Source organism: Streptomyces katrae, from assembly GCF_000717655.1.
In the GTDB taxonomy this organism is placed as follows: Bacteria; Actinomycetota; Actinomycetes; order Streptomycetales; family Streptomycetaceae; genus Streptomyces; species Streptomyces katrae_B.
Map to the genome: position 1 here is coordinate 501,243 of NZ_JNZY01000002.1, position 25,795 is coordinate 527,037.

The following is a 25,795-nucleotide window of genomic DNA, read 5'->3' on the forward strand; positions in this document are numbered from 1 at the left end:
CGTCCCCGCAAGCCGTTATGCGGTGGGGACGGGCGTCCGCGCGTCCTCGTCCGTACGGGACGGCTCGCGCCGCTGCAGGAGACGTACGAGGACCCCGTACAGCAGCAGGCCCACGGCGAGGCCGCCGCCCGCGCCGAAGCAGACGGTCGGGATGATGTCGAGCGGGGTGCGGATCCGGTCGAAGAACGTGAAGAACCGCAGCACGCGCACCGTCACCCCGGCCCCCACGCACAGCGCGACCAGGGCGACCGCGCCCAGCATCTGAGCGCGCCCGAGCACCGGCACGGACGCGGGGGCGGCGCAGCCGGGCAGCCGGCGCAGGGCGGTCACCGTGAACCAGACCAAGGCTCCGGCCGCAAGCGCCGAAGTCCCGTACTGCACGTACAGGTAGAGGGGGAACCCGAAGACGAACCGCTCGCCGAGCGCGGGCAGCGCGTCCGTCCCCCATCGGTGCGGGTGCGTGAAGCTGTCCCACACCACGTGCGTGAGCGAACCGGCGACCGCCGAGAGGTAGAACCACAGCGCGAGCGAAGCCGGCCGGCGGCCCCGCCAGTCCTCACCCCGTACGAAGGCGTGCATCCGGCCCTGACGGTGGCGCGGCAGGAGCGCGATCAGCGGTTCGCGCAGCAGCAGCCAGCACGCCGCGAGGGTGGCGGTCAGCACGGCGTCCGCGGTGAACACCCCGGGCAGCGAGTGCGCGAACGCGCCGTACGGCCAGACGCCCGAGACCACGGCGTCGGCGAAGTAGAAGGTGTCGGGCGCGAACGACCCGAGGACGAGCGCCGACGCGATCAGCGGCCCACGGGCGCGGCCCGCCCGCCGGACGGCCGGCAGGACGGCAGCCGCATGACTGAGGGTGAACGGCATGGCACCTCTTCCTTACTTCGGGCCAATGCGTCCCGAACTGGTCGGGAGCACGTGGGGAACTCGTGAAATCCGGACGACGATCCGTGCAGTGTGAAGTGAGCTGACATAGGGTCACGCCGACGTCGAGGGGGAGGGGACCCGGCTCATGTCGGCTCGTAAGACGGCTCACAGGACGACTCGGTTCGCAGGGACGTTGCGCGACCTGCGCAAGAGCGGGGCCGCGGCCCTGGTCTGCGCGCTCGTGGCCGCCGCGGTGACCGCCTCCCAAGGACCGCCGGGGCAACGGATATCCGCGGCCGCCGACGACGGCGCGCAGCCGTCGCGGCCGGCCGACTCCGGCGGGGACTCCGCCTACTTCACCGAACTCCCGCCCCTGCCCGCCCCCCAGCCTCCGGCAGCCCTCCTCCCGCAGGAACCCCCTGCCGCGCAGCCGGGTACGGCGGCCGCCGAAACCGCGGCGCACAACGAGCCGGTGGCCATGGGCGCCGGCGAGGGCTCCCAGGGGATACCGGCGACCGTCCTGGCGGCGTACCGGCAGGCGGAGAAGAAGGCGGGCGAGAGCGACCCCGGATGCGGACTGCGCTGGCAGCTGCTCGCGGCGATCGGCAAGGTCGAGTCCGGGCAGGCGGGCGGCGGCCGCGTGGACGCCGCAGGCACCACGCTGCGGCCGATCCTGGGCCCGGTACTCGACGGCAACGGCTTCGCGAACATCCGGGACACGGACGGCGGGGCGTACGACGGGGACGCCAGGTACGACCGGGCGGTCGGCCCGATGCAGTTCATCCCGTCCACGTGGGCGGCGTGGGGCCAGGACGCGGACGGCGACGGCCGCCGCAACCCGAACAACGTGTACGACGCGTCGCTCGCGGCCGCCCGCTACCTCTGCGCAGGCGCGCGGGACCTCCGGCTCCCCGCGGACCTGGACCGCGCGGTGCTCTCGTACAACCAGTCCGCGGAGTACCTCCGCACGGTGAAGTCGTGGTTCACGTACTACCTGAAGGGAACGCACGAGGTCCCGGACGGGACGGGCGCAAAGCCCCCCGTCCCGAAGCCGACGCCGAGCCCGACGCCGACGCCGACGCCGACGCCGAGCCCCACGCCGTCGCCGACACCGACGCCGACCCCGTCCCCCACACCCACGCCGACGCCCACCCCGAAGCCGACGCCCAAGCCGACCTCCACCCCGACACCCAGTCCGACGGCGACCGTGACCCCGTCGCCGAGGCCCAGCCCCACGCCGACCTCCACGCCGAGCCCGAGCCCGACCTCCACGCCGAGCCCGAGCCAGAGCGCCAAGCCGACGCCGAGCGGGAGCCCGTCCCGGACCTCCTAGGGGTGTCCTGGCCGAACGGTTCTCATCTCGCCCCCGCATTGCTACGGTGCCTCCGCCCTGACGCCCAATCAGATTCCGGAGGCCCGGCATGCGCGCATTCGTCGCCGCCGCCATCGGGCTGGCCGCCGCGCTGGCCCTCGTGTTCGCCCTCACGGCGTTCGGGGTGCCGGAAGGCAAGACCTCGCCCAAGCCGCTGCTCACCACCGCGCCCGCCGCGCCCGGAAAGTAAGAGGAGGCCCGGCCATGCGACGCAGAGCGAGCCTCGTCCTGCTTGCCCTGGCGGTGTTCTGCGCAGCCCTCGCACCGCTGCTGCGCTGGTACGCGTACCCCCGGCTCGCCAAGATCCCGCCGAACCAGTACCAGGAGATGGTCCTGGAGGCGAAGGACGCGACCCTCCTCGACTACACCGCCGGCATGCAGCCGAAGAAGGTCGACAAGGTCACCATCGTCCAGACCCTCAAGGGCAACGTCGAGGCGTCGAAGGAGATCGAGGCGAGCGCCGGCAAGGACGTCGTCGTCTGGGACACGCTGTCGTACATCATGGACCCGGACGGGAAGATGGTCTCCCAGATCCCCGAGCGCTACATCTTCGACGCCCACACCCAGGACCCGGTGCACGCCACCGGCGAGGCGGTGGACGGGGAGCCGGTCAAGCGCGAGGGCATCGAGTTCAAGTGGCCGTTCTTCACCGAGCCGCGCGACTACCTCTACTTCGACGCGCAGACCCGTACCGCCTCGCCCATCCACTACGTCGGCCCGCGCACGTACCGGGGGGTGGACGTCTATTACTACGAGCAGACCGTGCCGTGGACGAAGGTCTCCCTGCCCAAGAAGATGCCGATCGAGGGCATCGACCCGGCGACGTTCGAGCAGAGCACCGGCACCAGCCTCTGGTACAAGGTCAAGGCCATGTTCTGGGTCGACCCGGTCACCGGGGCGCCCGTCAACGCCGAGCAGATCATCGAGCAGGAGATGCGCGGCGGGATCGCGGCCGGCGCGCCCGACGGCAGGCTCACCGTCTTCGCCGGGCACGTGAAGATGCGCGAGGACTACGCCGCCTACACCGTCGGCCTGGTCAAGTCCAACCGTACGAAGGTCCTCGCGCTGCACACGTACGCCCCGACCGGCCTCGGGGCCGGCGCCCTCGTACTGCTCGGGCTGGCGCTGTGGCTGGAGGCCCGCGGCCGCCGCGGCGAGAGGGACGACGGGGAGGGGGAGGGGCTCACCACGAGGCTCACTGCTGTCGTCTGAGCCGGGCGTTGGTGTGCCGGGTCGGCTCGGCGGTGGCCGGGTCCTCCGGCCAGGGGTGCTTGGGGTAGCGGCCGCGGAGCTCGGCGCGTACGGCGCGGTAGCCGCCCTGCCAGAACGAGGCCAGGTCGGCGGTCACGGCGGCGGGCCGCCCGGCCGGGGACAGCAGATGCACGAGTACGGGTACCCCGGCCACCTTCGGGGTCTCGGCCAGCCCGAACATCTCCTGGAGCTTCACGGCCAGGACCGGCTGCCCGTGCCCCTGCCCGTGCTCGGCGGAGTAGTCCAGCCGGATGCGGGAGCCGCTGGGCACCTCGATCCGCTCCGGGGCCAGCTCGTCGAGGCGGGCGGCCTCGCCGGTGGCCCAGGGCAGCAGCCGGTTCAGCGCCTGCCCGGCGTCGATCCGCCCGAGATCGGCCCGGCGCCGGGCCCGCGACAGCTCGGGCTCGAGCCAGTCGTCGGCGCGCTCCAGCAGGGCGTCGTCGTCCTGGACGTCGGGCCAGCCGCCGCCGAGCGTGCGGTGCAGGAAGCCGAGCCGGGCCCGGAGGGCGTGCGCATCCGCGGACCAGCGCAGGAGGCCGAGGCCTTCGCTGCGCAGCCCGTCGAGGAGGGCGGCCCTGACGAGGCCTGGGTCTGGGTTCTTGAGCGGGCGCACGGCGAGCTCGATGGCCCCGAGCCGTTCCGCGGTGCGGGCGACGAGGTCGCCGTCCTCCCAGCGGACCTCCTCGCCGGAGGCGAGCAGGTGCCGGGCCGCTGCGCGGGCGGTGTCCTCGTCGATGACGGCGGCCAGCCGGACCCGGGCGGACGCGGAATGCGGCCCCCGGTCGGCGACGGCGACGGCCACCCAGCCCGCGCTGCGCAGCGGCGACCCGTCCCCGACCTCGGCGGCGGTGCCGCCGGCCATGAGAAAGGCCCCCTCGCTCCGGGCCCTGGCGACCCGCTCAGGGAAGGCCAGCGCTGCGACGAGCCCGGCGGCGGCATCGTCGGAGAGCGGGCCTTCCCTGAGCGGGTCGCCCGCGGCGGAGCCGCTGAGCGGTGCTGCGGGAAGGGGCGGGGTGGCGGGAGGCCCCGCAGACTCCGGTACTGCCCGGCGCAGCCGCTCGGCCTCCGTGCGCCAGCGGGCGGCGTACGCGTCGCCGCCCGCGCGGGCCCGGCGCCAGACGGCGGCCAGGTCGTCCCCGTACTCCCGCGGCGGCTCCTCGCTCAGCAGGGCGACCAGCTCCGCCGCCCGGCGGGCCCCCAGCGCGGCGGAGCCGTCCAGCAGGGCCCGGGCCAGTCGCGGGTGCAGGCCCAGCCGGGCCATCCGCTGCCCGCGCGGGGTGACCCGGTGCGCCGGGGACACCGCGCCCACCGCCACCAGCACCTCCCGCGCCGCGGCCATCGCCCCGGCCGGCGGCGGGTCCAGGAGCGCCAGGCCCGTCGCGTCCGGGTCACCCCAGCACGCGGCCTGCAGCGCGAACTGCGCCAGGTCCGCGATCCGGATCTCGGGGGACGGGAACGCCGGCAGGCGGGCGTCCTCCGCCTCCGCCCAGCAGCGGTACACCGCCCCCGGCGCCTCGCGCCCCGCCCGGCCCGCCCGCTGGCGTCCGGCGGCGCGTGACGCCCGTACGGTCGCCAGCGCGCCCAGCCCCCGCGCATGGTCCACCCGCGGCTCGCGGGCCAGCCCGGAGTCGACGACCACCCGGACGCCCGGCACGGTCAGGCTCGATTCCGCCACGGCGGTGGAAAGGATCACCCTGCGGTGCTGCGCAACGGAGAGCGCCGCGTCCTGGACCGCCGCCGGGGCGCGGCCGTGTATCTGGAGGACCTCCGCGTCCACCCCGCCCAGCTGCCCCGCGACCCGGGCGATCTCGCCGACGCCGGGCAGGAAGCACAGCACGTCCCCGCTGCGTTCCGCGAGCGCCCGCCGCACCACCGAGGCCACGTGCGCCAGCTGCGCCGGATCCACGCGCATGCCGTGCGGAGGCCGCACCGGCCGCGGCGGCGGGGCCCAGACCGTCTCCACCGGGTACGAGACCCTCGCGGCCTCCACCACCGGCGCGCCGCCGAGCACCCGCGCCCAGCCGGCCGCGTCGGTCGTCGCCGAAGCCGCCACCAGCCGCAGCTCCGGGCGCAGGGTCTCCCGTACGTCCAGGAGGAACGCGGCGACCGTGTCGGCGTCGAGGTGCCGCTCGTGGCACTCGTCCAGGATCACCACGTCCACCCCGGACAGCTCCTGGTCGCGCTGCAGCCGCTGCAGCAGCACCCCGGTGGTCACGACCTCGACCACCGTCCCCGGCCCCGTGACCCGCTCGCCGCGCACCGTGAAGCCCACCGATCCGCCGACCGCCTCGCCCAGCAGCCAGGCCATCCGCCGCGCCGCCGCCCGGGCGGCGATGCGCCGGGGCTCGGCGACGACGACCCGGCGCCGCGGTCCGCCGCCGGCCAGCCCGGCCAGGACCAGCGGCACCAGCGTGGTCTTGCCGGTGCCCGGCGGGGCGCAGAGCACCGCCGTGCCGCGGGCGTCCAGCGCGGAGACCAGCGCGGGCACGGCCTCCCGTACGGGAAGGGCGTCGAGGTCGGCGGTACGGATCACGTCAGTCCCGCTCGCAGACGAAGATCGCGGTGCCGGGGATCAGGTTGCCGCGCAGCGGGGACCAGCCGCCCCACTCCTGGGTGTTCCAGGAGGGCCACTCCGGCTCGACCAGGTCGACCAGGCGGAACCCGCCGGCCACCACGTCGCGGACCCGGTCGCCGAGGGTGCGGTGGTGCTCCACGTATACGGCGCGGCCCTGCTCGTCCTGCTCGACGTACGGGGTCCGGTCGAAGTAGGAGGCGGCGACGGAGAGCCCCTCCGGGCCGGGCTCGTCGGGGAAGGCCCAGCGGATCGGGTGGGTGACGGAGAAGACCCAGCGGCCGCCCGGGCGCAGGACGCGGTGCACCTCGCGCATGACGTTGACGGGGTCGGCGACGAACGGGACGGCCCCGTACGCGGAGCAGGCCAGGTCGAAGGAGCCGTCGCGGAAGGGCAGCCGGCCGGCGTCGGCCTCGACGAGGGGGATGCCGTCGCCGATGCGCAGCGCGTGCTGGAGCTGGCGGTGGGAGAGGTCCAGGGCCACCGGGCGGGCGCCCCGGGCGGCCAGCCAGCGCGAGCACTGGGCGGCGCCGGCGCCGATCTCCAGGACGTCCTTGTCCTTGAGGGACTCCGCCGGGCCGAGCAGCGCGGCCTCCGCCTCGTCCAGTCCCTCCGGCCCCCAGACGAAGCGCTCGTCGCCGAGGAACGCTCCGTGCTCGTTCTGGTACTCGTCGGCGTTGCGGTCCCACCAGCCCCGGCTCGCCCGGCTGCTCTCCGCGTCGTCGGCGTCACGCCGGGTGGCCTCGGCGTCGTCGCCGGCGCCGCCGTCGGCTTCGTACGCTTCTTCGGGGGCGTAGTCCTCTTGGTTCATGGGGCCTGTCGTCGTAGTCTGCGGAAAGAGTTCGAAACGAGGTGGGAAAGCGCCATCGGCGCCCGCCCGCCCACGAATTGTGCCGGTTTTGCGGCGATCCGCCCGAGGTGTGCGCCTTCGCGCATTGACCCTGTCCGGCTGCCCCCGTATGCTACAAGTTGCGCTGCGAGCCTGTGCTCCTCAGACCTAGCAGGCTGCGCTTGCATCTGTTGATGACCCCTCGGTTCTCGAGGCCCGGTCCGCTTCACGGCGGAGCATGGGCTTCCTTGGCTGTCCGGCTTCTTCGGCAGATGCCGATAAGGGCTCCCGGCGTAGCAGTACCTACGACTTTCTGTCCGTAACCGGAGCCCTTTCCCACATGACGAGCAGCACCGAGACCACCTCTACCACCCCGCAGGTAGCGGTCAACGACATCGGTAACGAGGAAGCCTTCCTCGCCGCGATCGACGAGACGATCAAGTACTTCAACGACGGCGACATCGTCGACGGCGTCATCGTGAAGGTCGACCGGGACGAGGTCCTGCTCGACATCGGTTACAAGACCGAAGGCGTGATCCCGAGCCGTGAGCTCTCGATCAAGCACGACGTCGACCCGAACGAGGTCGTCAAGGTCGGCGACGAGATCGAGGCCCTGGTTCTCCAGAAGGAGGACAAGGAAGGCCGTCTGATCCTGTCCAAGAAGCGCGCTCAGTACGAGCGTGCCTGGGGCACGATCGAGAAGATCAAGGAAGAAGACGGCATCGTCACCGGTACCGTCATCGAGGTCGTCAAGGGTGGTCTCATCCTCGACATCGGCCTCCGCGGCTTCCTGCCGGCCTCCCTCGTCGAGATGCGCCGCGTCCGCGACCTCCAGCCCTACGTGGGCAAGGAGCTCGAGGCGAAGATCATCGAGCTGGACAAGAACCGCAACAACGTGGTCCTGTCCCGCCGTGCCTGGCTGGAGCAGACCCAGTCCGAGGTCCGCCAGACGTTCCTCACCACCCTGCAGAAGGGTCAGGTCCGCTCCGGCGTCGTTTCCTCGATCGTCAACTTCGGTGCCTTCGTGGACCTGGGTGGCGTCGACGGTCTCGTCCACGTCTCCGAGCTGTCCTGGAAGCACATCGACCACCCGTCCGAGGTTGTCGAGGTCGGCCAGGAAGTCACCGTCGAGGTCCTCGACGTCGACATGGACCGCGAGCGTGTCTCCCTGTCGCTGAAGGCGACGCAGGAGGACCCGTGGCAGCAGTTCGCCCGGACCCACCAGATCGGTCAGGTCGTCCCGGGTAAGGTCACCAAGCTGGTTCCGTTCGGTGCGTTCGTCCGCGTGGACGAGGGCATCGAGGGTCTGGTCCACATCTCCGAGCTGGCCGAGCGCCACGTGGAGATCCCGGAGCAGGTCGTCCAGGTCAACGACGAGATCTTCGTCAAGGTCATCGACATCGACCTCGAGCGTCGCCGGATCTCGCTGTCGCTGAAGCAGGCCAACGAGTCCTTCGGTGCCGACCCGGCGTCGGTCGAGTTCGACCCGACCCTGTACGGCATGGCCGCGTCCTACGACGACCAGGGCAACTACATCTACCCCGAGGGCTTCGACCCCGAGACCAACGACTGGCTCGAGGGCTACGAGACCCAGCGCGAGACGTGGGAGCGCCAGTACGCCGAGGCGCAGGTCCGCTTCGAGCAGCACCAGGCCCAGGTCATCAAGAGCCGCGAGGCCGACGAGGCCGCCGCTGCCGAGGGCGCTGCCGCCCCGGCCGCCGGTGGCAACGCCGGTGCGGGCATCTCGGGTGGTTCGTACTCCTCGGAGTCGGACGAGACCTCGGGCGCCCTGGCCTCCGACGAGGCCCTGGCCGCGCTCCGCGAGAAGCTGGCCGGCGGCCAGAGCTGATCGCAGCGCATCACACCCCGGTGTGAGCTGAGCTGAAAGCAAGGCCCGTCCCCTCAGGGGGGCGGGCCTTGTCACGTTCCCGGTCCCGTGAAGTTCCCGGTTCCCGCGAAAGGGCCAACTGGGGAATGGAGCAGCCGCCTTGGACGTTCTTCGCTGAGAAGGCAGCGAGGAGGAGTGGTGGCGGTGCTTGATCCACAGGGTTTGTACGAATGGGATGCCAAGGGCCTGGCAGTGGCGGACCTGGCGCTCGCCCAGGACTCGGCCGGGCTGGTCATGCTGTACCACTTCGAGGGGTACATCGACGCGGGCGAGGCCGGGGAGCAGATCGTCGAGCGGCTGCTCGACACCCTGCCGCACCAGGTGGTGGCCCGGTTCGACGCGGACCGCCTGGTCGACTACCGCGCCCGGCGTCCGCTGCTGACCTTCCAGCGCGACCACTGGACCGAGTTCGAGGAGCCCCGGCTGGAGGTGCGCCTCGTCCAGGACGCCACCGGCGCGCCGTTCCTGCTGCTCTCGGGGCCCGAGCCGGACGTGGAGTGGGAGCGCTTCGCCGTTGCCGTCCGGCAGATCGTCGAGCGCCTCGGTGTCCGGCTCTCGGTCAACTTCCACGGCATCCCGATGGGCGTCCCGCACACCCGGCCCGTCGGGATCACCCCGCACGGCAACCGGACCGACCTCATGCCGGGGCACCGCAGCCCGTTCGACGAGGCGCAGGTGCCGGGCAGTGCGGAGTCCCTGGTGGAGTTCCGGCTCGGCCAGGCCGGGCACGACGTGCTGGGCGTCGCCGCGCACGTACCGCACTACATCGCGCGCTCCCCGTACCCGGACGCCGCGCTGACGGTGCTGGAGGCGATCACGGCGGCGACCGGGCTGGTCCTGCCGGCGGTGGCGCACGCGCTGCGTACCGAGGCGCACCGCACGCAGACGGAGATCGACCGGCAGATCCGCGAGGGCGACGAGGAGCTGGTCGCCCTGGTCCAGGGGCTGGAGCACCAGTACGACGCGGCGGCCGGCGCCGAGACGCGGGGCAACATGATCGCCGAGCCGCAGGAGATCCCGTCGGCGGACGAGATCGGCCGCGAGTTCGAGCGGTTCCTGGCGGAGCGCGAGGGCGAGGGCTGAGCTCCTCGTCCCGGTCGGCCGGGGCGGGGGGCTGTACGGGGGCCCGGGTGCGGGGTCTAGTCTGCTGGACATGCTGAAGGTGGGCCTGACAGGCGGAATCGGTGCCGGCAAGAGCGAGGTCTCGCGGCTGCTGGCGGGGTACGGGGCGGTCGTCGTGGACGCCGACCGCATCGCGCGGGAGGTCGTGGAGCCCGGTACGCCCGGGCTGGCGGCCGTCGTGGCGGCCTTCGGGGAGTCCGTGCTGACCGCCGAGGGGGCGCTGGACCGGCCGAAGCTGGGGTCGATCGTGTTCGCCGACGCGGCGAAGCTGCAGACCCTCAACGCGATCTTGCACCCGCTGGTCGGAGCCCGGTCGGCCGAGCTGGAAGCCGCCGCAGGGCCCGACGCGATCGTGGTGCACGACGTACCGCTGCTCGCGGAGAACGGCCTGGCGCCGCTGTACGACCTCGTGGTCGTGGTGGACGCCGCTCCCGGGACGCAGCTGGCCCGGCTGACCGCGCTGCGCGGGATGGCCGAGGAGGAGGCGCGGGCCCGGATGGCCGCGCAGGCCACGCGGGAGCAGCGGCTGGCGGTAGCCACGGTCGTGATCGACAACGACGGGCCGCTGGAGGCGCTGGAGCCGCAGGTGCGCAAGGTGTGGGCGGACCTCAAGGAGCGCGCGGCCGCGACGGCCGGTACGGCTGGTGCCTGACGTGCACATGGAATAGCGGGCGGGGCGCGGGGCGTTGAACGCGCCTGCAGAGGGAAGGAACAGACCGTGTCCGACACCACGCCCCAGCCCGTACCGTCGCAGCCGCCTCCGCCGTCCGGCTCGTCCCCCGAGACGCATGTCATCGACTACCGGGCCGCCGAGCACCTGCTGGCCGCGCGGGACCCGCGCGGCGCCGTGAAGCTGCTCGACTCGGTCATAGCCGCCCACCCGGAGAACACGGCGGCCCGGCTGCTGCGCGCCCGTGCCTTCTTCGCCGCCGCCCAACTGCGTCCGGCGACGCTGGAGTTCGAGCTCGTGCTGGAACGGGAGCCGGACAACGCCTTCGCGCACTTCGCGCTGGCCCGCACGCACGAGCGCTCCGGCCGGCCCGACCAGGCCCGCAAGCACTTCCGCCTGGCGGCCGCCCTGGACCCCCGGCCGGACTACCTGGCGGCGGCCCGCTTCGAGGAGTAGCTCCGTATCACCGGCCGTGGGGAGGCTCGTACGGGGGGACGTCCGGGCCCGGCTGGTAGTGCGGGCCCTGGTGGATGTGGTGGAGGACCACGGCCAGGTCCACGGCGGCGAGCACCGCGAGCACGCCGCAGGCGACCGCCCACCCGGGACGGCCGACCAGCGAGAACGCGGCCGTCCCGGCGACGGCCCAGACCAGCCCCCACAGGCTCAGCCAGAACCGCAGCCGCAGCGGACTGCGGGCGGTCACCGGCTCGTTTCCGGAACGCATGACCATCGCCTCAGGTCCATGGTCCCACCAGCGGGGCGGTCAGGGGCCGAGGCGGTTCACGGCTGTCGCGGTCGTCTTCGGGCGGGGGGCGGGGAGAAGCCCCGCGCATCGGCCCCGGAGCCGGCATCCACCCAGCTCAGCGGCATTGTCAGTGCCCGCACCTAGACTCGACGGCAGACGGGATCCGTCTGACCTGATGGCACCGAGGGCGAGGGGAGGCGACACCATGACACGGCAGCCGCAGCCACAACGGCAGCAGCCGCATCCGCACGACCCCCTCCTCCGCCACCCCGCCGTCTTCCTCCCCGCCCCCGTCCCCCGCGAGGCCCGCATCGCCTTCTGGGCCCCCGATGGGGACGCGCTCCCGGACGGCGCCGGGACACCGGCCCCGCTCACGGTCGTACGCCCGCACGGCCAGGGGGTCCGTAGCCGTACCGTCCCCTCCCTCACCCTCTCCGTCACCGAAGCCCTGCCCCTGCTCGCCCGCGCCCCCCGCAGCCCCGCGGGCCACCCCGCCACCCGCGCCTGGGGCACTGCCGCCCTCCACGCCCTCGCGCTCGTCGCCCGCGGCCGGCTGCTCCCCGGCGTCACCCCCGGCGGGGTCGACGCCTGGCGGGCCGGCCCGCTCGACGCCGAGGACGTGAGTCACCTGCGCGCGGTGGCCGCCGCGCTCCCGTACGAGGGGTACGCCACCCCGCTGCCCGGCCGCCGCCCCCTCCAGCTGCCCGATCCGCAGGCCCTGGTCCGGGCGTTCCTCGATGCCGTCGCCGACAGCCTGCCCCGCACCCCGGCGGCGCCGCTGGCCGCCGGGCGGCCGTTCGCCGCGCAGGAGCCGCAGCGTGTGCCCGGGATACAGGAGTGGGCCGCGCAGGTCGCGGCGGGCGCCGACGCCGGGGTGGGGATCTCGCTGCGGCTCGACCTGTCCTCCTTCCGCCTCTTCGACGGCGCCGAGGAGGCGGACGAGGCCGATGCGGCGGCCACGGACGGCATCCGTCGCGCGGGCGCCGCCGTCGTCCAGGTGCACAGCCTCGCCGACCCCACCCTCGTCACCGACGCAGGGCTGCTGTGGGCCGGTGCGGCCGCCGCCGGCTTCGGGCCGCGCGCCCGGATCGACGCCGTACTGGCGCTGCGCCGGGCCGCCCGGGTCTGGCCGCCGCTGCTGCGGCTGCTGGACCAGCCGGTGCCCGATGTCCTCGCCCTCTCCGATCCGGAGCTCGAAGACCTGCTGGGCCGGGCCGCGAACCGGCTCGCGGCCGCCGGGGTCCCGGTCCACTGGCCGCGGGAGCTGGCTCGTACGCTGTCCGCCACCGCGGTCGTACGGTCCACCGCGCCGGGCTCCGCCACCGACGGCACGGCGTTCTTCGACGCCGGGCAGCTGTTCTCCTTCTCCTGGGAGCTCGCGCTGGGCGGCGACCGGCTCACCCCGGGGGAGATGGACGCGCTGGCGCAGGCCCACCGGCCCGTGGTCCGGCTGCGCGACCAGTGGGTGCGGGTCGATCCCGAGCTGGTGCGCAAGGCGCGCAAGCGCGAGCTGGGGCTGCTGGACCCGGTGGATGCGCTGGCCACCGTACTGACGGGGATGGCCGAAGTGGACGGGGAGCCGGTGGCGGCGGTCCCGGTGGGTGCGCTGGCCGCCCTGCGGGAGCGGCTGACCGGCGAGCTGGCCCCGCTGCCGCAGCCCGTCGGGCTGAAGGCCACCCTGCGCGACTACCAGGCCCGCGGCCTGGCCTGGCTGGACCTGATGACCTCGCTCGGCCTCGGCGGCTGCCTCGCCGACGACATGGGCCTGGGCAAGACCGTCACCCTGATCGCGCTGCACCTGCACCGGGACCGCCCCGAGCCGACGCTCGTCGTCTGCCCCGCGTCGCTGCTGGGCAACTGGCAGAGGGAGATCGAGAAGTTCGCGCCCGGGGTCGCGGTGCGCCGCTTCCACGGCGGCAGCCGCAGCCTCGACGGGCTGGCGGGGGGATTCGTGCTGACCACCTACGGGACGATGCGCGCGAGCGCGGCCCGGCTGGCCGAGCAGCCCTGGGGCATGGTCGTCGCCGACGAGGCGCAGCACGTGAAGAACCCGCATTCGGCGACGGCGAAGGCGCTGCGCACGATTCCGGCACCGGCCCGGGTGGCACTGACCGGCACCCCGGTGGAGAACAACCTGTCCGAGCTGTGGGCGCTGCTCGACTGGACCACGCCGGGGCTGCTGGGCCCGCTGACGGCGTTCCGGGCCCGGCACGCCCGCCCGGTGGAGCACCAGCAGGAGGAGGACGGGGGCAACGAGGCGGCGGTGGCCCGGCTGGCCGCGCTCGTACGCCCGTTCTTGCTGCGGCGCAAGAAGTCCGACCCGGGGATCGCCCCCGAGTTGCCGCCGAAAACGGAAACGGACCATCCGGTCTCCCTCACCCGTGAGCAGGCCTCGCTCTACCAGGCCGCGGTGGACGAGGCGATGGCGGTGATCGAGGCGAGCGAGGGCATCGAGCGGCGCGGCATGATCATGAAGCTGCTGGCCTCGCTCAAGCAGATCTGCAACCACCCCGCTCAGTACCTGAAGGAGGAGCAGCCCCGGATCCCGCACCGCTCGGGCAAGCTGGCCCTGCTCGACGAGCTGCTGGACACGATCCTCGCGGAGGAGGGCTCGGTGCTGGTCTTCACCCAGTACGTGACGATGGCCCGGATCATCGAGCGGCACCTGGCCGCCCGGGGGATCTCCCACCAGCTCCTGCACGGCGGGACCCCGGTCCCGCGCCGCGAGGAGCTCGTGGACCGCTTCCAGTCCGGTGAAGTCCCGGTCTTCCTGCTCTCCTTGAAGGCGGCGGGCACGGGGCTGAACCTGACGCGGGCCGGCCATGTCATCCACTTCGACCGCTGGTGGAACCCGGCGGTGGAGGAGCAGGCCACCGACCGCGCCTACCGGATCGGCCAGACGCAGCCCGTCCAGGTCCACCGGATCATCGCCGAGGGCACCGTGGAGGACCGGATCGCCGAGATGCTGGAGGCGAAGCGGGCGCTGGCCGATGCCGTGCTCGGCTCGGGGGAGTCGGCGCTGACCGAGCTGACCGACCGCGAGCTGGCCGACCTCGTCTCCCTGCGGAGGCCCGCATGATCACGGCGTGGAGGTCTGCATGATCACCGCGAGGGACGACCGCCGCCGCACCTTCGAGACCGTGCCCGCCGGCGTGGAGGCCGCCAGCTGGTGGGGCCGGGCCTGGGTGTCGGCGCTCGAGCAGGTGTCCCGCGACCCGGCCCGCCTGGCCCGGGGCCGCGCGTACGCCGCCGAGGGCCATGTCGACGCGGTCACGGTCACCCCCGGCCGGATCGTGGCGTACGTACGGGGCAGCCGGGCCCGCCCGTACCGCACGGAACTGGCCCTGAGCCCCTTCCCGGACGCCGAGTGGAGCGAGCTCCTGGAGGCGGTCGCCGCGGACCCCGCGGCCCTCGCCGGCCTGCTGGAGCGGGAGGTTCCGCAGTCCCTGGCGGGCACGGTCCTGCCCGGCGCGGGCGAGCTCGTCCCGCGCTGCTCCTGCCCGGACACCGGCCGCCCGCCGTGCAAGCACGCCGCGGCCCTCTGCTACCGGGCGGCCCGCCTCCTCGACGAGGACCCGTTCGTGCTGCTGCTCCTGCGCGGCCGGGGCGAGCGGGAGCTCCTCGACGAGCTGACCCGCCGCAATGCCGCCCACGCCGCCCGCGAACAGCCCGACGCCGCACCGGACTTCCCCGGTGTCCCGGCCCGCGCCGCGCTGGCCCGCACCAGCCTGCCGCCGCTGCCGGCCCCGCCGGCGGCGCCCGTCGCCGTGGGCCTTCCGCCCGCCTACCCGGCCGACCCGGCAGCCCCCGACCCGCTGGCCCTCGACCAGCTCGCCACGGACGCCGCCGCCCGCGCCCTCGCGCTGCTCACCACCGCCGAGGACCCGATCGCCGGCCTCACCCTCTGGCAGGACGCCGTCCGCCTGGCTTCCGCGCACCACACGGCCGGCCTCACCGGCGCGGCCCGCACCCTCTACCGGGACCTGGCCCGCGCCACCGGCCGCACCACCACCGACCTGGCCCGGGCCGCCGCGGCCTGGCGCCAGGGCGGCCTGCCCGCGCTCGCCGCCCTCGAGGAGCCCTGGGATCCCCCGGCGGGCCCCTTCGACCGGGCCCGCCCGGCCCTCCTGGCGGCCTCCCGGGGCGCCTTCCGCCCCGACCGCAACCGCCTCACCGCGTACACCCGCCAGCTCCGCCTGGGCCGCGACGGCCTCTGGTACGCCTACGAGTCCCGCCCGGACACCGAGGACTGGTGGCCCACGGGCACCCCCTCGGCCGACCCGCTCACCGCCCTGCGCCGCTGACCTCCGCCGCCCAGCGCGTCAACGTGGTGAAGTCGCGCTCGCGCAGGCCGTGGCGGGCGTGGATGGTGAGGAGGAGCGCCGGAGCCGGGTGGTGGGCCGCGATCCAGGCGCGGTCCTGGGGGGTGATCATGTCGTCGACCCAGGCGAAGGGGCGGCCCGCGGCCCAGTCGAGGAGCGGGCGGGTCTTCCAGAACAGGCCGTCCGGATCGTCGGCGAAAAGTTCCGGCCACTCGATGACAGGAAGATCGCCGGGTAGTCCGATGTGCGGGGCGATCATCGTGTTGGCCTCGTGCATCCAGGCGGTGGCCCAGGTGAGTTCGTAGGGCAGGGCCAGCAGACGGACGCCGTGCAACGGGTGCAGGCAGACCCGCAGCCCGCGCCGGGCGCTGCGCGAGTCAGGGTCACGGTGGGACATCCAGCCGGTCGGACGCATCCGGTGACTGGTGTATCCGCGCAGTCCGGCGAGGCGGGACCGGAAGGGGTTGAGGGGGCCGTCCACGTCGAGGAGCAGGAGCGGGTGTTCGGTCATGAAGTAGGCATTACCCAGTACACGATGGAGTGAAATGCCTACCGGCTCTATAACCCGAATGGGTTTACCGCGTTGTTTCCGGTGCGGGTGCAGCGCCCGTGAACTCCTCCGGAAGGCAGGGAAACTGATGCGTCACAGTCCTCGGAACGGCTTGATCGCGGCGGTGGTCGCGGGAGGTGGACTGGCGGTCGCGGGTATCAGCGGGTTCGCCTACGCCGATGCGGACGCGGGCGGGAAGGCCGAGCGCTCGCCGGGGCTGCTGTCCGGAAATCTGGTGCAGCTGCCGGTGCACACCCCGGTGAACGTATGCGGCAACACCGTGAGCGTGGTCGGTTTGCTCAACCCGGCCGCGGGCAACCGCTGTGCCAACGAGGCCGGGGGCGGTGGCGACGGGCATCCAGGGTCCGTGTCCTCGCAACCCGCGAAACCCGGGACCCGGGCGGGGAACGGCACCGGCACGGGCGGGGGAGCCCGTGCCGAAGGGGGCGGAAAGGATTCGCCCGGGCTGCTGTCCGGCAACGGGATCCAGCTCCCGGTCGACGTCCCGGTCAACATCAGCGGGAACGCGGTCAGCGTCGTGGGGGTCGGCAACAGTTCCACCGGCAACAGCTCCGTCAACGGCGAGGAGCCCAACGGCGAGGAGCCCAGCGGCGGGAAGCCCCCGCAGCAGCCGCCCGTCGTCGAGCGGCCCGTCACCCCGTCCGCGCCGCCGCAGCACGGCCCGGCGCTCGCCCACACCGGGGCCGACGCCGCCGGCTACCTGCTGCCCGGCGGCGGGGCGCTGCTGCTGGGCGGGGTCCTGCTCTACCGCCGCTTCCGCCCCCAGTAGGCCGCAGGGCCTACGGCTCGGGACCCGAAGCGTGCGCAGGGGGCGGTGTGGGGGGCGGGGATGTGCGCCAGCCGTCCAGGATCGCGTCGATCCGCGCAGCCAGCCGGGCCCGGGCCGCGAACCGCGGGACACCCGCCATCAGCAGGGCGTCGTATTCGGTGTCGGTGTGCCGCACCGCCGCCCGGACCGCCACCGACACCGCCTGCACGTCGAGGGCCCGGCCGGCCGCCGTACGGCCCACCCGGCCGCTGCCGCGCAGCGAGGCGTGGGTGGCTATCGCCACCGCCCGATCGGCCGGGCACCCCGGGAACAGCCGCACGATCTCGGCGGCGAACGCAGCCGTGAACCGGGTGTCCTCGACCGCGCGGCGCAGCCGGTCGCGCTCCCGGCGGCGGGCCCGCGCCTCGGCGTCCGCGAGGCAGGCGCGCTCCGCGCGGGCCAGGGCCGGGTCCTCGACCAGGAGCCCCTGGCGCTCATAGCGGCGGCGCCGCTTGTTGAAGCGGACGACGACGGCGGAGAGCGAACTGGCCTCACGGGCCCGCCGGGTGAGTGCGGCATCCCCGCGCGGCAGGTAGACGAGGTGGCCGAGGTCGGCGCAGTCCAGGCAGCGGGGCACACCGGCCTCGCGGACGAGATGCCGGAGCGGCCCCTGGCGGCACTCCGCACAGTTGATCTGCTTCAGCGACTCGAACACCACGAGGCTCATGACGATGTGATACCGCCGTCCGGTCTGCTTATCACCTTGCCGAAAACGGCGGTTGAGGTTTCGCCAACTCTCCCGGTTGGCCGGATGTCCCTCTACCGTGGGGCGTCGGGGCTGCGGTAGGGCCGTGATGCCCATGGGGGAGGGGCGTTTACATGGCTGGACGGCAGGCGACTGCGCGGCTTGCGCGGGACACGGCCGGCGCGGAGGACCTCGCGGGCCGGGAGGTCGTCATAGAACCCGGGGGCTGCACCGGCTGGCACTTCCACCGGGTCCCGCTCATCGCGCTGGTCAAGTCCGGGACGCTGACCCGGATCCTGCACGACAACTCGGTCGTCGTGCACCGGCCGGGGTCCAGCTTCGTGGAGCCGCCCGGCGTCGCGCACCTCCACCTCGGCCGCAACCTCGGCACGGTTCCCGTCGTGCTGTACGTGACCTCCACGCTGGCCGAGGGCGAAGCCTTCTCCATACCCGCGGCCGCCCCGCGCGGCGCAACACCGTGCTCCTGCTCGGGCAACTTCGCGTGAACCGGCCCCCCGCGAGCCGCCCCGCCCGGCGCTGCTCCGCCCGGAGCCGCCCCGCTCAGACCAGGCGGCGTATCTCCCCGCGCACACGGTAGAAGCCTCCCGAGGCCGCGTGCAGCCCGTCCACCACGTACCGGGCTCCGGGCTCCCGGATCCCGCGCGGGAACTGCACGTTCCACGAGGGCTCGAAGCCGCCCGACACCACCTGCACCCGCATCCGGCCGCCCTGCCGGACGCACTCCACCACGACACCGTCCGCCGGCGCCGCCGCCACCGAGACGGTCGCCACCGCCGCCGCGGAAGCCGCCGGGGTGAACACCGGCAGCGCAGCCGCCGACTTCACATCCACCGCCGTCGGCACCGAACCCCGCTGTGCCGCGACGATCGCCGCCTCGCTCGCGTCCATGCAGATCAGGGACCCGTCCGTGGTCACCAGGTACAGCCGCTCGTCCAGGTACTGCATCGACAGGGCCGAACCGCCGCCGGTACCCAGCTTCCACAGCCGCTGCCCGTCGGCATCGAAGCAGTACACCGAGGAGGCGCAGTCGGCGGCGAACACGTGCCGGCCGTCCGGCGAGGTCGCGCACGCGTACACGGCGGCGTCGCACCGGTACGAGGCCTCCACGACGCCCGTCGCCTTCGCCAGCCGCTGCACGGTGTGGCGGCCCGTGCCCGCGTAGACCGTGTGGTCCTCCTGCCAGCCGAAGAGCACCGAGCCGTTGGTCGGCGTGTGCCACAACTGTGCCCCGCCGTCGGCCGCGTACGCGGTGACGCCCTGGCTGTGCCCGTGGTAGACCGCCCGCTCGTCCGCCCGGATCATCCACGCGTTCGAGCCCGACGACCGCCGCGACCACTGGAACTCGTCCTCGTGGTCGATGACCGTCAGCCCGCCGCTGCGGTCGGACACGCTCAGCACGCCCTCGTGGATGTCGAGCCAGAAGATGTCCACGTCCGCCGCGATGTCGTAGGCCCCGAACGGCACCTTCGACGACAGGTCGTACACCGTGCCGTCGTCACAGCCGGCGTATATCCAGAACTCGTCCGCCACCAGGCACTTCACCCCGTCCGGCAGCGAGTACCGGGCCAGCACCTCGCCCCCGTGGCTCAGCGTGTAGACGTCCCCCGCCTGGTTGCCGACCCAGCAGCGGTCCTCGTCCACATGGATCCCGAACGCCGAGGAACCCGTACGGAACCGCCACAGCACCGGAGCCACGGCCCGCGCCGTCGACGGAGCGGAGGTGACCTGGCGGCGCGTCACCGCCCGGGCCGCGCGCTGTCCGGCCACCGCCGGCGCGTACCCCTTGCGGACCTTCTCCCCGATCTTCTTGGCGGCCGCCGCCCGGGCCTTCTCGACGGTCGGGAACGACGAGCTCTGCAGCTGGCCGTCCGCGCCGATGCGCCCGTACCGCACCGAGATGGCCGTGCCGTCCACGGTCACCTCGTAGAACTTGTGCGCCCCGCCGCCATCCTGCGACAGCTCCAGATACGTCGTCTCGCGAGCCATGTCAGACCCCTCCCCAAGGCCGGGCCAACGGCTCTTTCCCGCCGGTGATCCCTCGTGAAAAACGCTACGGCCCACCACTGACAATGGGCCCGTGCAGCTGGAAGCGATCACATGGCAGCGGATGGCCGAGCGGCTCGCCGGTCACCTCGACGAACACAAGGCATCCCCGGGGCAGGCGATTTGGCAGCGGGTGGGCATCGACGGCGCACCCGCCGCCGGCACCGGCGTGCTCGCCGGCCACCTCGCCGACGAGCTGCGCCTGCGCAGCCGCCCCGTCCTGGTGGTCCCGGCGGAGGGCTTCCTGCGCCCGGCCTCGCTCCGCTACGAGTTCGGCCGCGAGGACGTGGACTCCTACCTCGGCGGCTGGTACGACACCGCCGCCCTCTGGCGCGAGGTGTTCGGCCCGACCGACCCGGGCGGCACCGGGCGGGTGCTGCCGGACCTCTGGGACCCGGCGACCGACCGGGCGACCCGCAGCCCGTACACCGAACTCCCCCCGGGCGGCGTCGTGATCGTCCACGGCCCGCTGCTGCTGGGCCACTGGTTCCCCTTCGACCTCAGCGTGCACATCCGGCTCTCGCCGGGGGCGCTGGCCCGCCGCACCGAGGAGTCCGCGCGCTGGACCCTGCACGCCTTCGCCCGCTACGAGGCGGAGACCGGCCCCGCGGCGCAGGCCGATGCCGTGGTCCGGGCCGACGACCCCCGCCACCCCGCCTGGACCGGCCTCACGGGCCCCACGGGCTGACCTCAGCGGCGCCCGTACCGTCACGGACGTCAGGGATCCGCAACAGCGGCATCGCGGCTCTGCGACGAACGGAATCCGGCCATCGCCGCGGCCGGAACACAGCGCTACGTTGACGCCACGCTTCGACGGCGGCCACCCGGTGGCGCCTTGGCAGAGGGAGACGGCAATGGGCGGACGCGGTACGGCGGTTCCGGGTCGCAGACGGCTGCGGCGGCAGGCCGCCTGCGCCGCGCTGGTGCTGTGCGGCGCCCTGGCCCTCACGGCCTGCAACGGCGACGAGGGCAGCGACGCGGGAGCGGGAGCCGCCGGTACGAGCCCCAGTGCGGGCCCGGTGAGTCCGTCGGCCACCCCGGCCACCCCTGCCACCTCCGCCACCCCGGCGGGCGGAGCGTCGCCGTCCGCAGCGGTGTCCTCGAAGAAGCCGGCCCCGACCGCCACCACTCCGGCCAAGCCGAAGCCGCCCGCACCCGGACCCACCTGTGCCCCCAAGGCGCCGGTCTCGCCGAACGAGATCGCCGTCTACCGCTACACGCCCGAGGGCGGCGCCTACAGCCTGATCGTCAAGCACGGCAACTGGGGCTGCGCCGTCGCGGGCGGTGCCACCCCCTTCGTGACCGTCGGCGAGGAAACCTTCATCCCGATCGCCGAGGACGCCAAGATCAGCGCCTTCGCCCCGATCCTGTCCACCACCGTGAGCACGCCGATCAGCACGCACGAGCTCACCTCGTGGCTGGAGACCCACCCGGACAAGGGCCTGGTGTTCCACTACAACGTGAACAAGGCGGGCGTGATCGACACCCTCGGCCAGGAGGAGTACACCTCGTAGCCGCCCGGGCCGGCCGGTGCCGTCGTGAGCGCCGTGCGCCGCGCCGCTCCCGCCGCTACGGACGCCCGCCCAGCCGGGAGACCGCCTGCGCGGCCGCCCGGCAGCCCGCCCGGGCCGCGTCCGCCGGGGCCGCGCCCGCGAGCCGGGCCGCCAGGAACCCGCCGGTGAACGCGTCCCCGGCCCCCGTCGAGTCCACGGCCCGGGCCGACTCCGCCGACACCTCCGCGGTCACCCTGCCCGTCTCCGCCACGAGCGCCCCCGCGGCGCCGCGGGTGACCACCACCAGCGGCACCCGCCGGCTCAGCTCCGCCGCGGCCCGGGCCGCCCCGGCCGCTCCCGCCGCCGCGGGCAGCCCGGCCAGCAGCCGTGCCTCGTCCTCGTTGGGCAGCAGTACGCCGACCCCCGCCACGGCATCGAGGAAGCGCTGCGGACCCAGCGCGACCAGGAAGCCCGCCGAGGCCGGGTCCACGCTCACCGGAACTCCGCGGGCCCGGGCCGCCCGCAGCGCGACGAGGGCCAGTTCCCGGCTGCTGTCGGCGAAGAAGAGGTAGCCGGACAGGTGCAGATGGGCCGCCCCGTCCAGCAGGGCCGGCGCCCAGTCCTCGGGGCACAGCCGCAGCGCGGCGCCGCTGTCGGTGAGGAAGGTCCGCTCCGCGTCCTTGCCGACCAGCGCCACCACCGTCCCGGTCGGCGCGGCCGGATCGATCACCAGCCGCGGCCGCACCCCGCAGTCCCGCAGCGACTGCTCGTGCCACCGGGCGGATTCCGTGCCGACCCGCGCCAGCAGGCGTACCTCCGCCACCCCTGCGTGGGCCGCCCAGCAGGCCGCATTGGCCCCGGCGCCGCCCGGCAGGGTCCGGATCCGCGCGGCCGTGTCCGTGGCCGGGGTCAGCGGCTCAGGATGCACGGCCACGACGTCCGTCACCACGTCCCCGACGACCAGCAGCGCCCCGGGCGCGGTCACGCGCGCGCCGCCCAGGCCCCCGCGATCCTGGCCCCGAGCACCACGTTGCCCCGTACCGCCGCCAGGTTGGCCTCCAGCGAGGCCCCGCCCGTGGCCCGTACCAGGAACCCCAGCAGGAACGGGGTCACCGCCTGCCCCGTGATCCCCCGCTCGCGGCACTCCTCGAGGGCCTCGGCCAGCACCCGGTCGTGCAGGTCCGGATCCAACTGGTCCATCTCCGCCACCGGATTCGCCACCAGCAGTGCCGACTCCGGTCCACCGAGGGCGTCCTGAGCGGCCATCACCGCCGCCACCTCCTGCGGCCGGTGGACGGTCCAGTCCACCGGCTCGCCGGAACTGGCCAGGTAGAAACCGGGGAAACGTTCCGTCCCGTACCCCAGTACCCCCACCCCCAGCGTCTCCAGCCTCTGCAGCGTGGCCGGCACGTCCAGGATCGACTTCACCCCCGCGCACACGACCGTGATCCGCGTCCGCGCCAGCAACTGCAGATCCGCCGACTCGTCCTGGGTCTGGGCGTACTCGCGGTGTACGCCGCCCAGCCCGCCCGTGGCGAAGACCCGCAACCCGGCCCGCGCGGCCAGGAACGCCGTCGCGGACACCGTCGTCGCGCCGGTCGCCCCGGCCGCGAGCGCGGGAGCCAGATCCCGGTGGCCGAGCTTGCGCACCTCCTCGCCGCCGGCGATCCGCTCCAGCTGCGCCTTGTCGAGGCCCGCGTACGCCACCCCGTCGACGACCCCGATCGTGGCCGGAACCACCCCCTCGGCGCGCACCAGCGCCTCCAGTTCGGTGCCCACGGCCAGATTGCGCGGGCGGGGCAGGCCGTGCGCGATGATCGTCGACTCCAGAGCCACGACGGGACGGCCCCGGTCGAGTGCCTCGCGGACCTCTTCGGACAGGACGGGGACCTCGGGTGATGTGTGCATGTCCCATCCATGGCACGGGACGTGCGCCCCCAAACGCGCTCCCGGCCCGCCTTGCCAACCTGTCCGAGTAGCGTTCCCCCATGAACCCCCGGGACACCCGTGCCTTCTACGACGAACTCGCCGACCGGTACGACCTCCTGTACGCGGACTGGGACGCGGGCATCGCCCGCCAGGGACGGGCGCTGAACGCCCTGCTCACCGCCTGCCTGGGCCCCGGCCCGCACCGCGTCCTCGACAACGCCTGCGGAATCGGTACCCAGGCCCTCGGCCTGGCGGCGCTGGGCCACCGGGTCACCGGGACCGACCTGAGCCCGCCCTCGGCCGCCCGCGCCGGCCGCGAGGCGGCGGCGCGCGGCCTCGCCCTGTCCACCGCGGCCGCGGACATGCGGGCCCTGCCCTTCCGGGACGGCTCCTTCGACGCGGTCGTGTGCGCGGACAACGCCCTGCCGCACCTCCTGACGGCCGACGACGTATGCGCCGCCCTGGCCGAAACCCTGCGGGTGCTGCGCCCGGGCGGCCTGCTGCTGCTCTCGACCCGCCCGTACGGCGAACTGCGGCGGGCCCGGCCGCAGAGCGACGCCCCGCACGTGCGGACGGGCCCGGACGGACGGACCGTCAGCTTCCAGCTCTGGCAGTGGCACGAGGACGGAGAGCGGTACGACCTGGAGCTGTTCCAGCTGCTGCCGTCCAGAACGCCCGGCCGCGAGACGTGGACCACCCGCACGGCCAAGGCCACGTACTGGGCGCTGCCCGAGGAGGAGACGGCGGCCTACGCGCGCCGGACCGGGTTCGCCGAAACGGTGTGGCACCCGGCGCAGGCCACCGGATTCCACCAGCCGGTGCTCAGCGCCCGTCGGCCTGGCTGAGGCGGGGACCGGCTGGACAGGTTGACCTGTCCGGCGGGCGGAACCTGGACGCTCTGGTCGCCGCGGCGCGCCGGACGGCCGGATTAGGGTGACTCGGCATGAGCACCAGTGAGCACGGCCCCGCCTCGTTCGCCGTATCCGTACCGGACGCCGAGCTGGAGGTCGAGGACCTCGATCCCGGCCGGATCCTCTCCGGCGAGCCCGTCGTGACGGGCAAGGTGCTGTGGGAGTCCCCCGACGGCAAGCAGCTGCGCGGCATCTGGCAGATCACCCCGGGCGTGGTGACCGACACCGAGGCCGACGAGCTGTTCGTCGTGGTCAGCGGCCGCGCCACCATCGAGGTCGAGGGCGGGGAGACCCTGGAGGTGGGCCCCGGCTCCGCCTGTGTGCTCCGGGAGGGCGACAAGACCACCTGGACCGTCCACGAGACGCTGCGCAAGGCCTACCACATCAGCTACTAGCCGCAGGCGCGGCAGCGGCGGCAGCGGGATGGCGGCGCCCGGTGAACAGGGCGAGCGCCGCCATCGGCAGCAGCAGGCCCGCGCCGATCACGTTCAGCCAGCCGTAGCCCGCATGGGACATGATCAGGCCGGCGGCCGCGCCGCCCACGCCCGCGCAGGTGTTCATGGTGAGGTCGCTCAGACCCTGTACGGCGGCCCGCGCGGCCTGCGGCACCGAATCGGTGAGCAGCGCGGAGCCGGAGACCATGCCGGCGGACCAGCCGAGGCCGAGCAGGAACAGGCCGACGGCGCTCTGCGCGTGGTCGGGTCCGGCGGTGCCGGCGAGCAGGGCGGCCAGCGACAGCAGCCCGGCCGCCAGGCCGATCACCGACAGCCGGCCGACCCGGTCGGCGAGCCAGCCCATGACCGGCGAGAAGGCGAACATGCCGGCGATGTGGCCGCTGATCACCAGGCCGACGAGCTCCAGCCCAGCGCCGTGGTGGCCCAGGTCGACCGGGGTCATCACCATGATCGAGACCATGGTGGTGTGGGACACCGCGACGGTGACCAGGGCCAGCCTCGCCCGCGGGGAGGCCTTGACGGCCGCGAGCCCGGCGCGCAGCGAGCGGCCCGCGCGGGTCTGCTCCCCGGGCGCGGCCAGCGCCCGGGCCGTCAGCAGCGGGTCCGGCCGCAGGAGTACGGCGATCAGGCCGCCGGTGAGGACGAAGACGGCGCCGGCCCAGACGAAGGGGCCCGCCGTCTCGGGTATGGAGGTCCCGGCGAAGCTGCGGCTGGCCGGGGCGGAGAGGTTGGGGCCGAGCACCGCGCCGAGGGTCGACGCCCAGACGACGACGGCCACGGCCCGGGCCCGCCGGTCCGGTGCGGCGAGGTCGGCGGCCGCGAACCGGGCCTGGAGGTTGGCGGAGGAGGCCGCTCCGAAGGCGGCCATGCCGAGCATGAGCAGCGGGAAGCTCTTGATCGCGGTGGCGAGCACCACCAGGGCCGCACCGGCGGCGCCGATCCCGTACCCGACAACCAGCCCCGGGCGGCGGCCGCGCGCGGTCATGAGCGCGGCGAGCGGCAGGGAGACGGCCGCGGTGCCGATCACCGCGGCGGTGGAGGCGAAGCCGGACAGCGACTCGGTGCCGCTGACCTGAGTCGCGAGGACGGGGGCCAGGGCGATGCTGATGGGCACGCCGAGGCCGCCCAGCATCTGGCTCGCGATCAGCACCGCGGAGGTGCGCCGCTGCAGCCGGGGCAGGTCGGCCGGGCCGGCCGGCGGAGCGGTCCGGTCGGTGCCGGGAACGGTGGTCATGCCGCCC

General features: G+C 74.1%; 25 protein-coding genes. 15 read left to right on the forward strand and 10 right to left on the reverse strand.

Annotated elements, in window-relative coordinates; all coding sequences use genetic code 11:
* Window positions 1-15: 15 nt before the first annotated feature.
* On the reverse strand, window positions 16-867 hold the full coding sequence (locus tag IF09_RS0104480; RefSeq protein ID WP_030292139.1) for a DUF4184 family protein: 852 nt from the start codon (window positions 865-867) through the stop codon (window positions 16-18).
* A 193-nt stretch (window positions 868-1,060) separates the two neighbouring features.
* Here IF09_RS0104480 and IF09_RS0104485 point away from each other — a divergent pair, with 193 nt between their 5' ends.
* From IF09_RS0104485 to IF09_RS0104495, 3 genes are all read left to right on the forward strand, one after another.
* Entirely contained in the window at window positions 1,061-2,200 is a 1,140-nt protein-coding gene (locus tag IF09_RS0104485) for a lytic transglycosylase domain-containing protein (protein WP_418953017.1), read from the forward strand.
* Window positions 2,201-2,288: 88 nt separating this feature from the next.
* Window positions 2,289-2,429, forward strand: a complete 141-nt coding sequence (locus IF09_RS44420) for an SPW_0924 family protein (protein WP_106974985.1) — start codon at window positions 2,289-2,291, stop codon at window positions 2,427-2,429.
* A 14-nt stretch (window positions 2,430-2,443) separates the two neighbouring features.
* Entirely contained in the window at window positions 2,444-3,451 is a 1,008-nt protein-coding gene (locus IF09_RS0104495) for a DUF3068 domain-containing protein (protein ID WP_030292142.1), read from the forward strand.
* Here the strand turns inward: IF09_RS0104495 and hrpB are convergent.
* Complete coding sequence (gene hrpB, locus IF09_RS0104500) at window positions 3,435-6,023, reverse strand: ATP-dependent helicase HrpB (protein WP_030292143.1); 2,589 nt, start codon at window positions 6,021-6,023, stop codon at window positions 3,435-3,437. The two genes, IF09_RS0104495 and hrpB, sit on opposite strands and share 17 nt — an antisense overlap.
* 1 nt (window position 6,024) lies before the next feature.
* Entirely contained in the window at window positions 6,025-6,873 is an 849-nt protein-coding gene (locus tag IF09_RS0104505) for a class I SAM-dependent methyltransferase (protein ID WP_030292145.1), read from the reverse strand.
* A gap of 358 nt (window positions 6,874-7,231) precedes the next feature.
* On the opposite strand from IF09_RS0104505, the gene rpsA reads away from it, so the two are divergent.
* The 4 genes from rpsA to IF09_RS0104525 all read left to right on the forward strand — a co-directional run bounded on the left by rpsA (window position 7,232) and on the right by IF09_RS0104525 (window position 11,027).
* Window positions 7,232-8,740 (forward strand): 30S ribosomal protein S1, encoded by a 1,509-nt coding sequence (rpsA, locus tag IF09_RS0104510; RefSeq protein ID WP_030292147.1) that lies wholly within the window; start codon window positions 7,232-7,234, stop codon window positions 8,738-8,740.
* A gap of 183 nt (window positions 8,741-8,923) precedes the next feature.
* Complete coding sequence (locus IF09_RS0104515; RefSeq protein WP_030292149.1) at window positions 8,924-9,862, forward strand: PAC2 family protein; 939 nt, start codon at window positions 8,924-8,926, stop codon at window positions 9,860-9,862.
* Between the two features lie 70 nt (window positions 9,863-9,932).
* Window positions 9,933-10,553 carry a dephospho-CoA kinase gene (gene coaE, locus IF09_RS0104520; RefSeq protein WP_030292151.1) on the forward strand — a complete coding sequence of 207 codons (621 nt, stop codon included), beginning with the start codon at window positions 9,933-9,935 and terminating at the stop codon, window positions 10,551-10,553.
* 66 nt (window positions 10,554-10,619) lie between these two features.
* A complete protein-coding gene (locus tag IF09_RS0104525; RefSeq protein WP_030292153.1) occupies window positions 10,620-11,027 on the forward strand; it encodes a tetratricopeptide repeat protein in 408 nt (135 codons plus the stop codon).
* A gap of 7 nt (window positions 11,028-11,034) precedes the next feature.
* Here the strand turns inward: IF09_RS0104525 and IF09_RS0104530 are convergent, their stop codons facing one another.
* On the reverse strand, window positions 11,035-11,295 hold the full coding sequence (locus tag IF09_RS0104530) for a DUF6343 family protein (RefSeq protein ID WP_030292154.1): 261 nt from the start codon (window positions 11,293-11,295) through the stop codon (window positions 11,035-11,037).
* A 226-nt stretch (window positions 11,296-11,521) separates the two neighbouring features.
* Between IF09_RS0104530 and IF09_RS0104535 the strand changes: the two genes are divergently transcribed.
* Together IF09_RS0104535 and IF09_RS0104540 are read left to right on the forward strand one after the other, a co-directional pair.
* A complete protein-coding gene (locus IF09_RS0104535; protein WP_030292160.1) occupies window positions 11,522-14,395 on the forward strand; it encodes a DEAD/DEAH box helicase in 2,874 nt (957 codons plus the stop codon).
* 19 nt (window positions 14,396-14,414) lie between these two features.
* Window positions 14,415-15,620, forward strand: a complete 1,206-nt coding sequence (locus IF09_RS0104540) for an SWIM zinc finger family protein (protein ID WP_030292162.1) — start codon at window positions 14,415-14,417, stop codon at window positions 15,618-15,620.
* On the opposite strand, the gene IF09_RS0104545 is transcribed toward IF09_RS0104540, so the two are convergent.
* Window positions 15,601-16,149: a hypothetical protein gene (locus tag IF09_RS0104545; RefSeq protein WP_030292164.1), complete on the reverse strand. Its 549-nt coding sequence runs from the start codon at window positions 16,147-16,149 to the stop codon at window positions 15,601-15,603. The genes IF09_RS0104540 and IF09_RS0104545 overlap by 20 nt on opposite strands.
* Window positions 16,150-16,276: 127 nt before the next feature.
* On the opposite strand from IF09_RS0104545, the gene IF09_RS48185 reads away from it, so the two are divergent.
* Window positions 16,277-16,978 carry a chaplin gene (locus tag IF09_RS48185; protein ID WP_030292166.1) on the forward strand — a complete coding sequence of 234 codons (702 nt, stop codon included), beginning with the start codon at window positions 16,277-16,279 and terminating at the stop codon, window positions 16,976-16,978.
* Between the two features lie 10 nt (window positions 16,979-16,988).
* On the opposite strand, the gene IF09_RS0104555 is transcribed toward IF09_RS48185, so the two are convergent.
* A complete protein-coding gene (locus IF09_RS0104555; RefSeq protein ID WP_051832087.1) occupies window positions 16,989-17,684 on the reverse strand; it encodes a DUF2293 domain-containing protein in 696 nt (231 codons plus the stop codon).
* A gap of 152 nt (window positions 17,685-17,836) precedes the next feature.
* Between IF09_RS0104555 and IF09_RS41565 the strand changes: the two genes are divergently transcribed.
* Window positions 17,837-18,208, forward strand: a complete 372-nt coding sequence (locus IF09_RS41565; RefSeq protein ID WP_051832088.1) for a cupin domain-containing protein — start codon at window positions 17,837-17,839, stop codon at window positions 18,206-18,208.
* Window positions 18,209-18,263: 55 nt separating this feature from the next.
* On the opposite strand, the gene IF09_RS0104565 is transcribed toward IF09_RS41565, so the two are convergent.
* The gene (locus tag IF09_RS0104565) at window positions 18,264-19,709 is read right to left on the reverse strand and encodes a WGR domain-containing protein (RefSeq protein ID WP_030292171.1); all 1,446 of its coding nucleotides are present in this window, start codon (window positions 19,707-19,709) and stop codon (window positions 18,264-18,266) included.
* A 91-nt stretch (window positions 19,710-19,800) separates the two neighbouring features.
* Here IF09_RS0104565 and IF09_RS0104570 point away from each other — a divergent pair, with 91 nt between their 5' ends.
* Together IF09_RS0104570 and IF09_RS0104575 are read left to right on the forward strand one after the other, a co-directional pair.
* On the forward strand, window positions 19,801-20,454 hold the full coding sequence (locus tag IF09_RS0104570; RefSeq protein ID WP_030292172.1) for a uridine kinase: 654 nt from the start codon (window positions 19,801-19,803) through the stop codon (window positions 20,452-20,454).
* 166 nt (window positions 20,455-20,620) lie between these two features.
* On the forward strand, window positions 20,621-21,280 hold the full coding sequence (locus tag IF09_RS0104575; RefSeq protein WP_051832090.1) for a hypothetical protein: 660 nt from the start codon (window positions 20,621-20,623) through the stop codon (window positions 21,278-21,280).
* Between the two features lie 55 nt (window positions 21,281-21,335).
* On the opposite strand, the gene IF09_RS0104580 is transcribed toward IF09_RS0104575, so the two are convergent.
* Window positions 21,336-22,244, reverse strand: a complete 909-nt coding sequence (locus tag IF09_RS0104580; protein WP_030292174.1) for a carbohydrate kinase family protein — start codon at window positions 22,242-22,244, stop codon at window positions 21,336-21,338.
* A complete protein-coding gene (locus tag IF09_RS0104585; protein WP_030292175.1) occupies window positions 22,241-23,167 on the reverse strand; it encodes a pseudouridine-5'-phosphate glycosidase in 927 nt (308 codons plus the stop codon). The genes IF09_RS0104580 and IF09_RS0104585 overlap by 4 nt, the downstream gene beginning before the upstream one ends.
* An 80-nt stretch (window positions 23,168-23,247) precedes the next feature.
* Between IF09_RS0104585 and IF09_RS0104590 the strand changes: the two genes are divergently transcribed.
* Together IF09_RS0104590 and IF09_RS0104595 are read left to right on the forward strand one after the other, a co-directional pair.
* Entirely contained in the window at window positions 23,248-24,033 is a 786-nt protein-coding gene (locus IF09_RS0104590) for a class I SAM-dependent methyltransferase (protein WP_030292176.1), read from the forward strand.
* A gap of 98 nt (window positions 24,034-24,131) precedes the next feature.
* Entirely contained in the window at window positions 24,132-24,494 is a 363-nt protein-coding gene (locus tag IF09_RS0104595) for a cupin domain-containing protein (protein ID WP_030292177.1), read from the forward strand.
* On the opposite strand, the gene IF09_RS0104600 is transcribed toward IF09_RS0104595, so the two are convergent.
* Entirely contained in the window at window positions 24,484-25,788 is a 1,305-nt protein-coding gene (locus IF09_RS0104600) for an MFS transporter (RefSeq protein ID WP_030292179.1), read from the reverse strand. The genes IF09_RS0104595 and IF09_RS0104600 overlap by 11 nt on opposite strands.
* Window positions 25,789-25,795 lie beyond the last annotated feature (7 nt).

Excerpts from the sequence above, each read along its gene's own strand:
- IF09_RS0104535 (WP_030292160.1), top strand. The coding sequence starts at position 11,522 with ATGACACGGCAGCCGCAGCCACAACGGCAGCAGCCGCATCCGCACGAC.
- IF09_RS0104585 (WP_030292175.1), bottom strand. The coding sequence starts at position 23,167 with ATGCACACATCACCCGAGGTCCCCGTCCTGTCCGAAGAGGTCCGCGAG.
- IF09_RS0104530 (WP_030292154.1), bottom strand. The coding sequence starts at position 11,295 with ATGCGTTCCGGAAACGAGCCGGTGACCGCCCGCAGTCCGCTGCGGCTG.
- IF09_RS0104565 (WP_030292171.1), bottom strand. The coding sequence starts at position 19,709 with ATGGCTCGCGAGACGACGTATCTGGAGCTGTCGCAGGATGGCGGCGGG.
- IF09_RS0104480 (WP_030292139.1), bottom strand. The coding sequence starts at position 867 with ATGCCGTTCACCCTCAGTCATGCGGCTGCCGTCCTGCCGGCCGTCCGG.
- IF09_RS44420 (WP_106974985.1), top strand. The coding sequence starts at position 2,289 with ATGCGCGCATTCGTCGCCGCCGCCATCGGGCTGGCCGCCGCGCTGGCC.
- IF09_RS0104540 (WP_030292162.1), top strand. The coding sequence starts at position 14,415 with ATGATCACCGCGAGGGACGACCGCCGCCGCACCTTCGAGACCGTGCCC.
- IF09_RS0104505 (WP_030292145.1), bottom strand. The coding sequence starts at position 6,873 with ATGAACCAAGAGGACTACGCCCCCGAAGAAGCGTACGAAGCCGACGGC.
- IF09_RS0104555 (WP_051832087.1), bottom strand. The coding sequence starts at position 17,684 with ATGAGCCTCGTGGTGTTCGAGTCGCTGAAGCAGATCAACTGTGCGGAG.
- IF09_RS0104495 (WP_030292142.1), top strand. The coding sequence starts at position 2,444 with ATGCGACGCAGAGCGAGCCTCGTCCTGCTTGCCCTGGCGGTGTTCTGC.
- IF09_RS0104600 (WP_030292179.1), bottom strand. The coding sequence starts at position 25,788 with ATGACCACCGTTCCCGGCACCGACCGGACCGCTCCGCCGGCCGGCCCG.
- IF09_RS0104575 (WP_051832090.1), top strand. The coding sequence starts at position 20,621 with ATGGGCGGACGCGGTACGGCGGTTCCGGGTCGCAGACGGCTGCGGCGG.
- IF09_RS0104590 (WP_030292176.1), top strand. The coding sequence starts at position 23,248 with ATGAACCCCCGGGACACCCGTGCCTTCTACGACGAACTCGCCGACCGG.
- IF09_RS0104545 (WP_030292164.1), bottom strand. The coding sequence starts at position 16,149 with ATGACCGAACACCCGCTCCTGCTCCTCGACGTGGACGGCCCCCTCAAC.
- rpsA (WP_030292147.1), top strand. The coding sequence starts at position 7,232 with ATGACGAGCAGCACCGAGACCACCTCTACCACCCCGCAGGTAGCGGTC.
- IF09_RS41565 (WP_051832088.1), top strand. The coding sequence starts at position 17,837 with ATGGCTGGACGGCAGGCGACTGCGCGGCTTGCGCGGGACACGGCCGGC.
- IF09_RS0104595 (WP_030292177.1), top strand. The coding sequence starts at position 24,132 with ATGAGCACCAGTGAGCACGGCCCCGCCTCGTTCGCCGTATCCGTACCG.
- IF09_RS48185 (WP_030292166.1), top strand. The coding sequence starts at position 16,277 with ATGCGTCACAGTCCTCGGAACGGCTTGATCGCGGCGGTGGTCGCGGGA.
- coaE (WP_030292151.1), top strand. The coding sequence starts at position 9,933 with ATGCTGAAGGTGGGCCTGACAGGCGGAATCGGTGCCGGCAAGAGCGAG.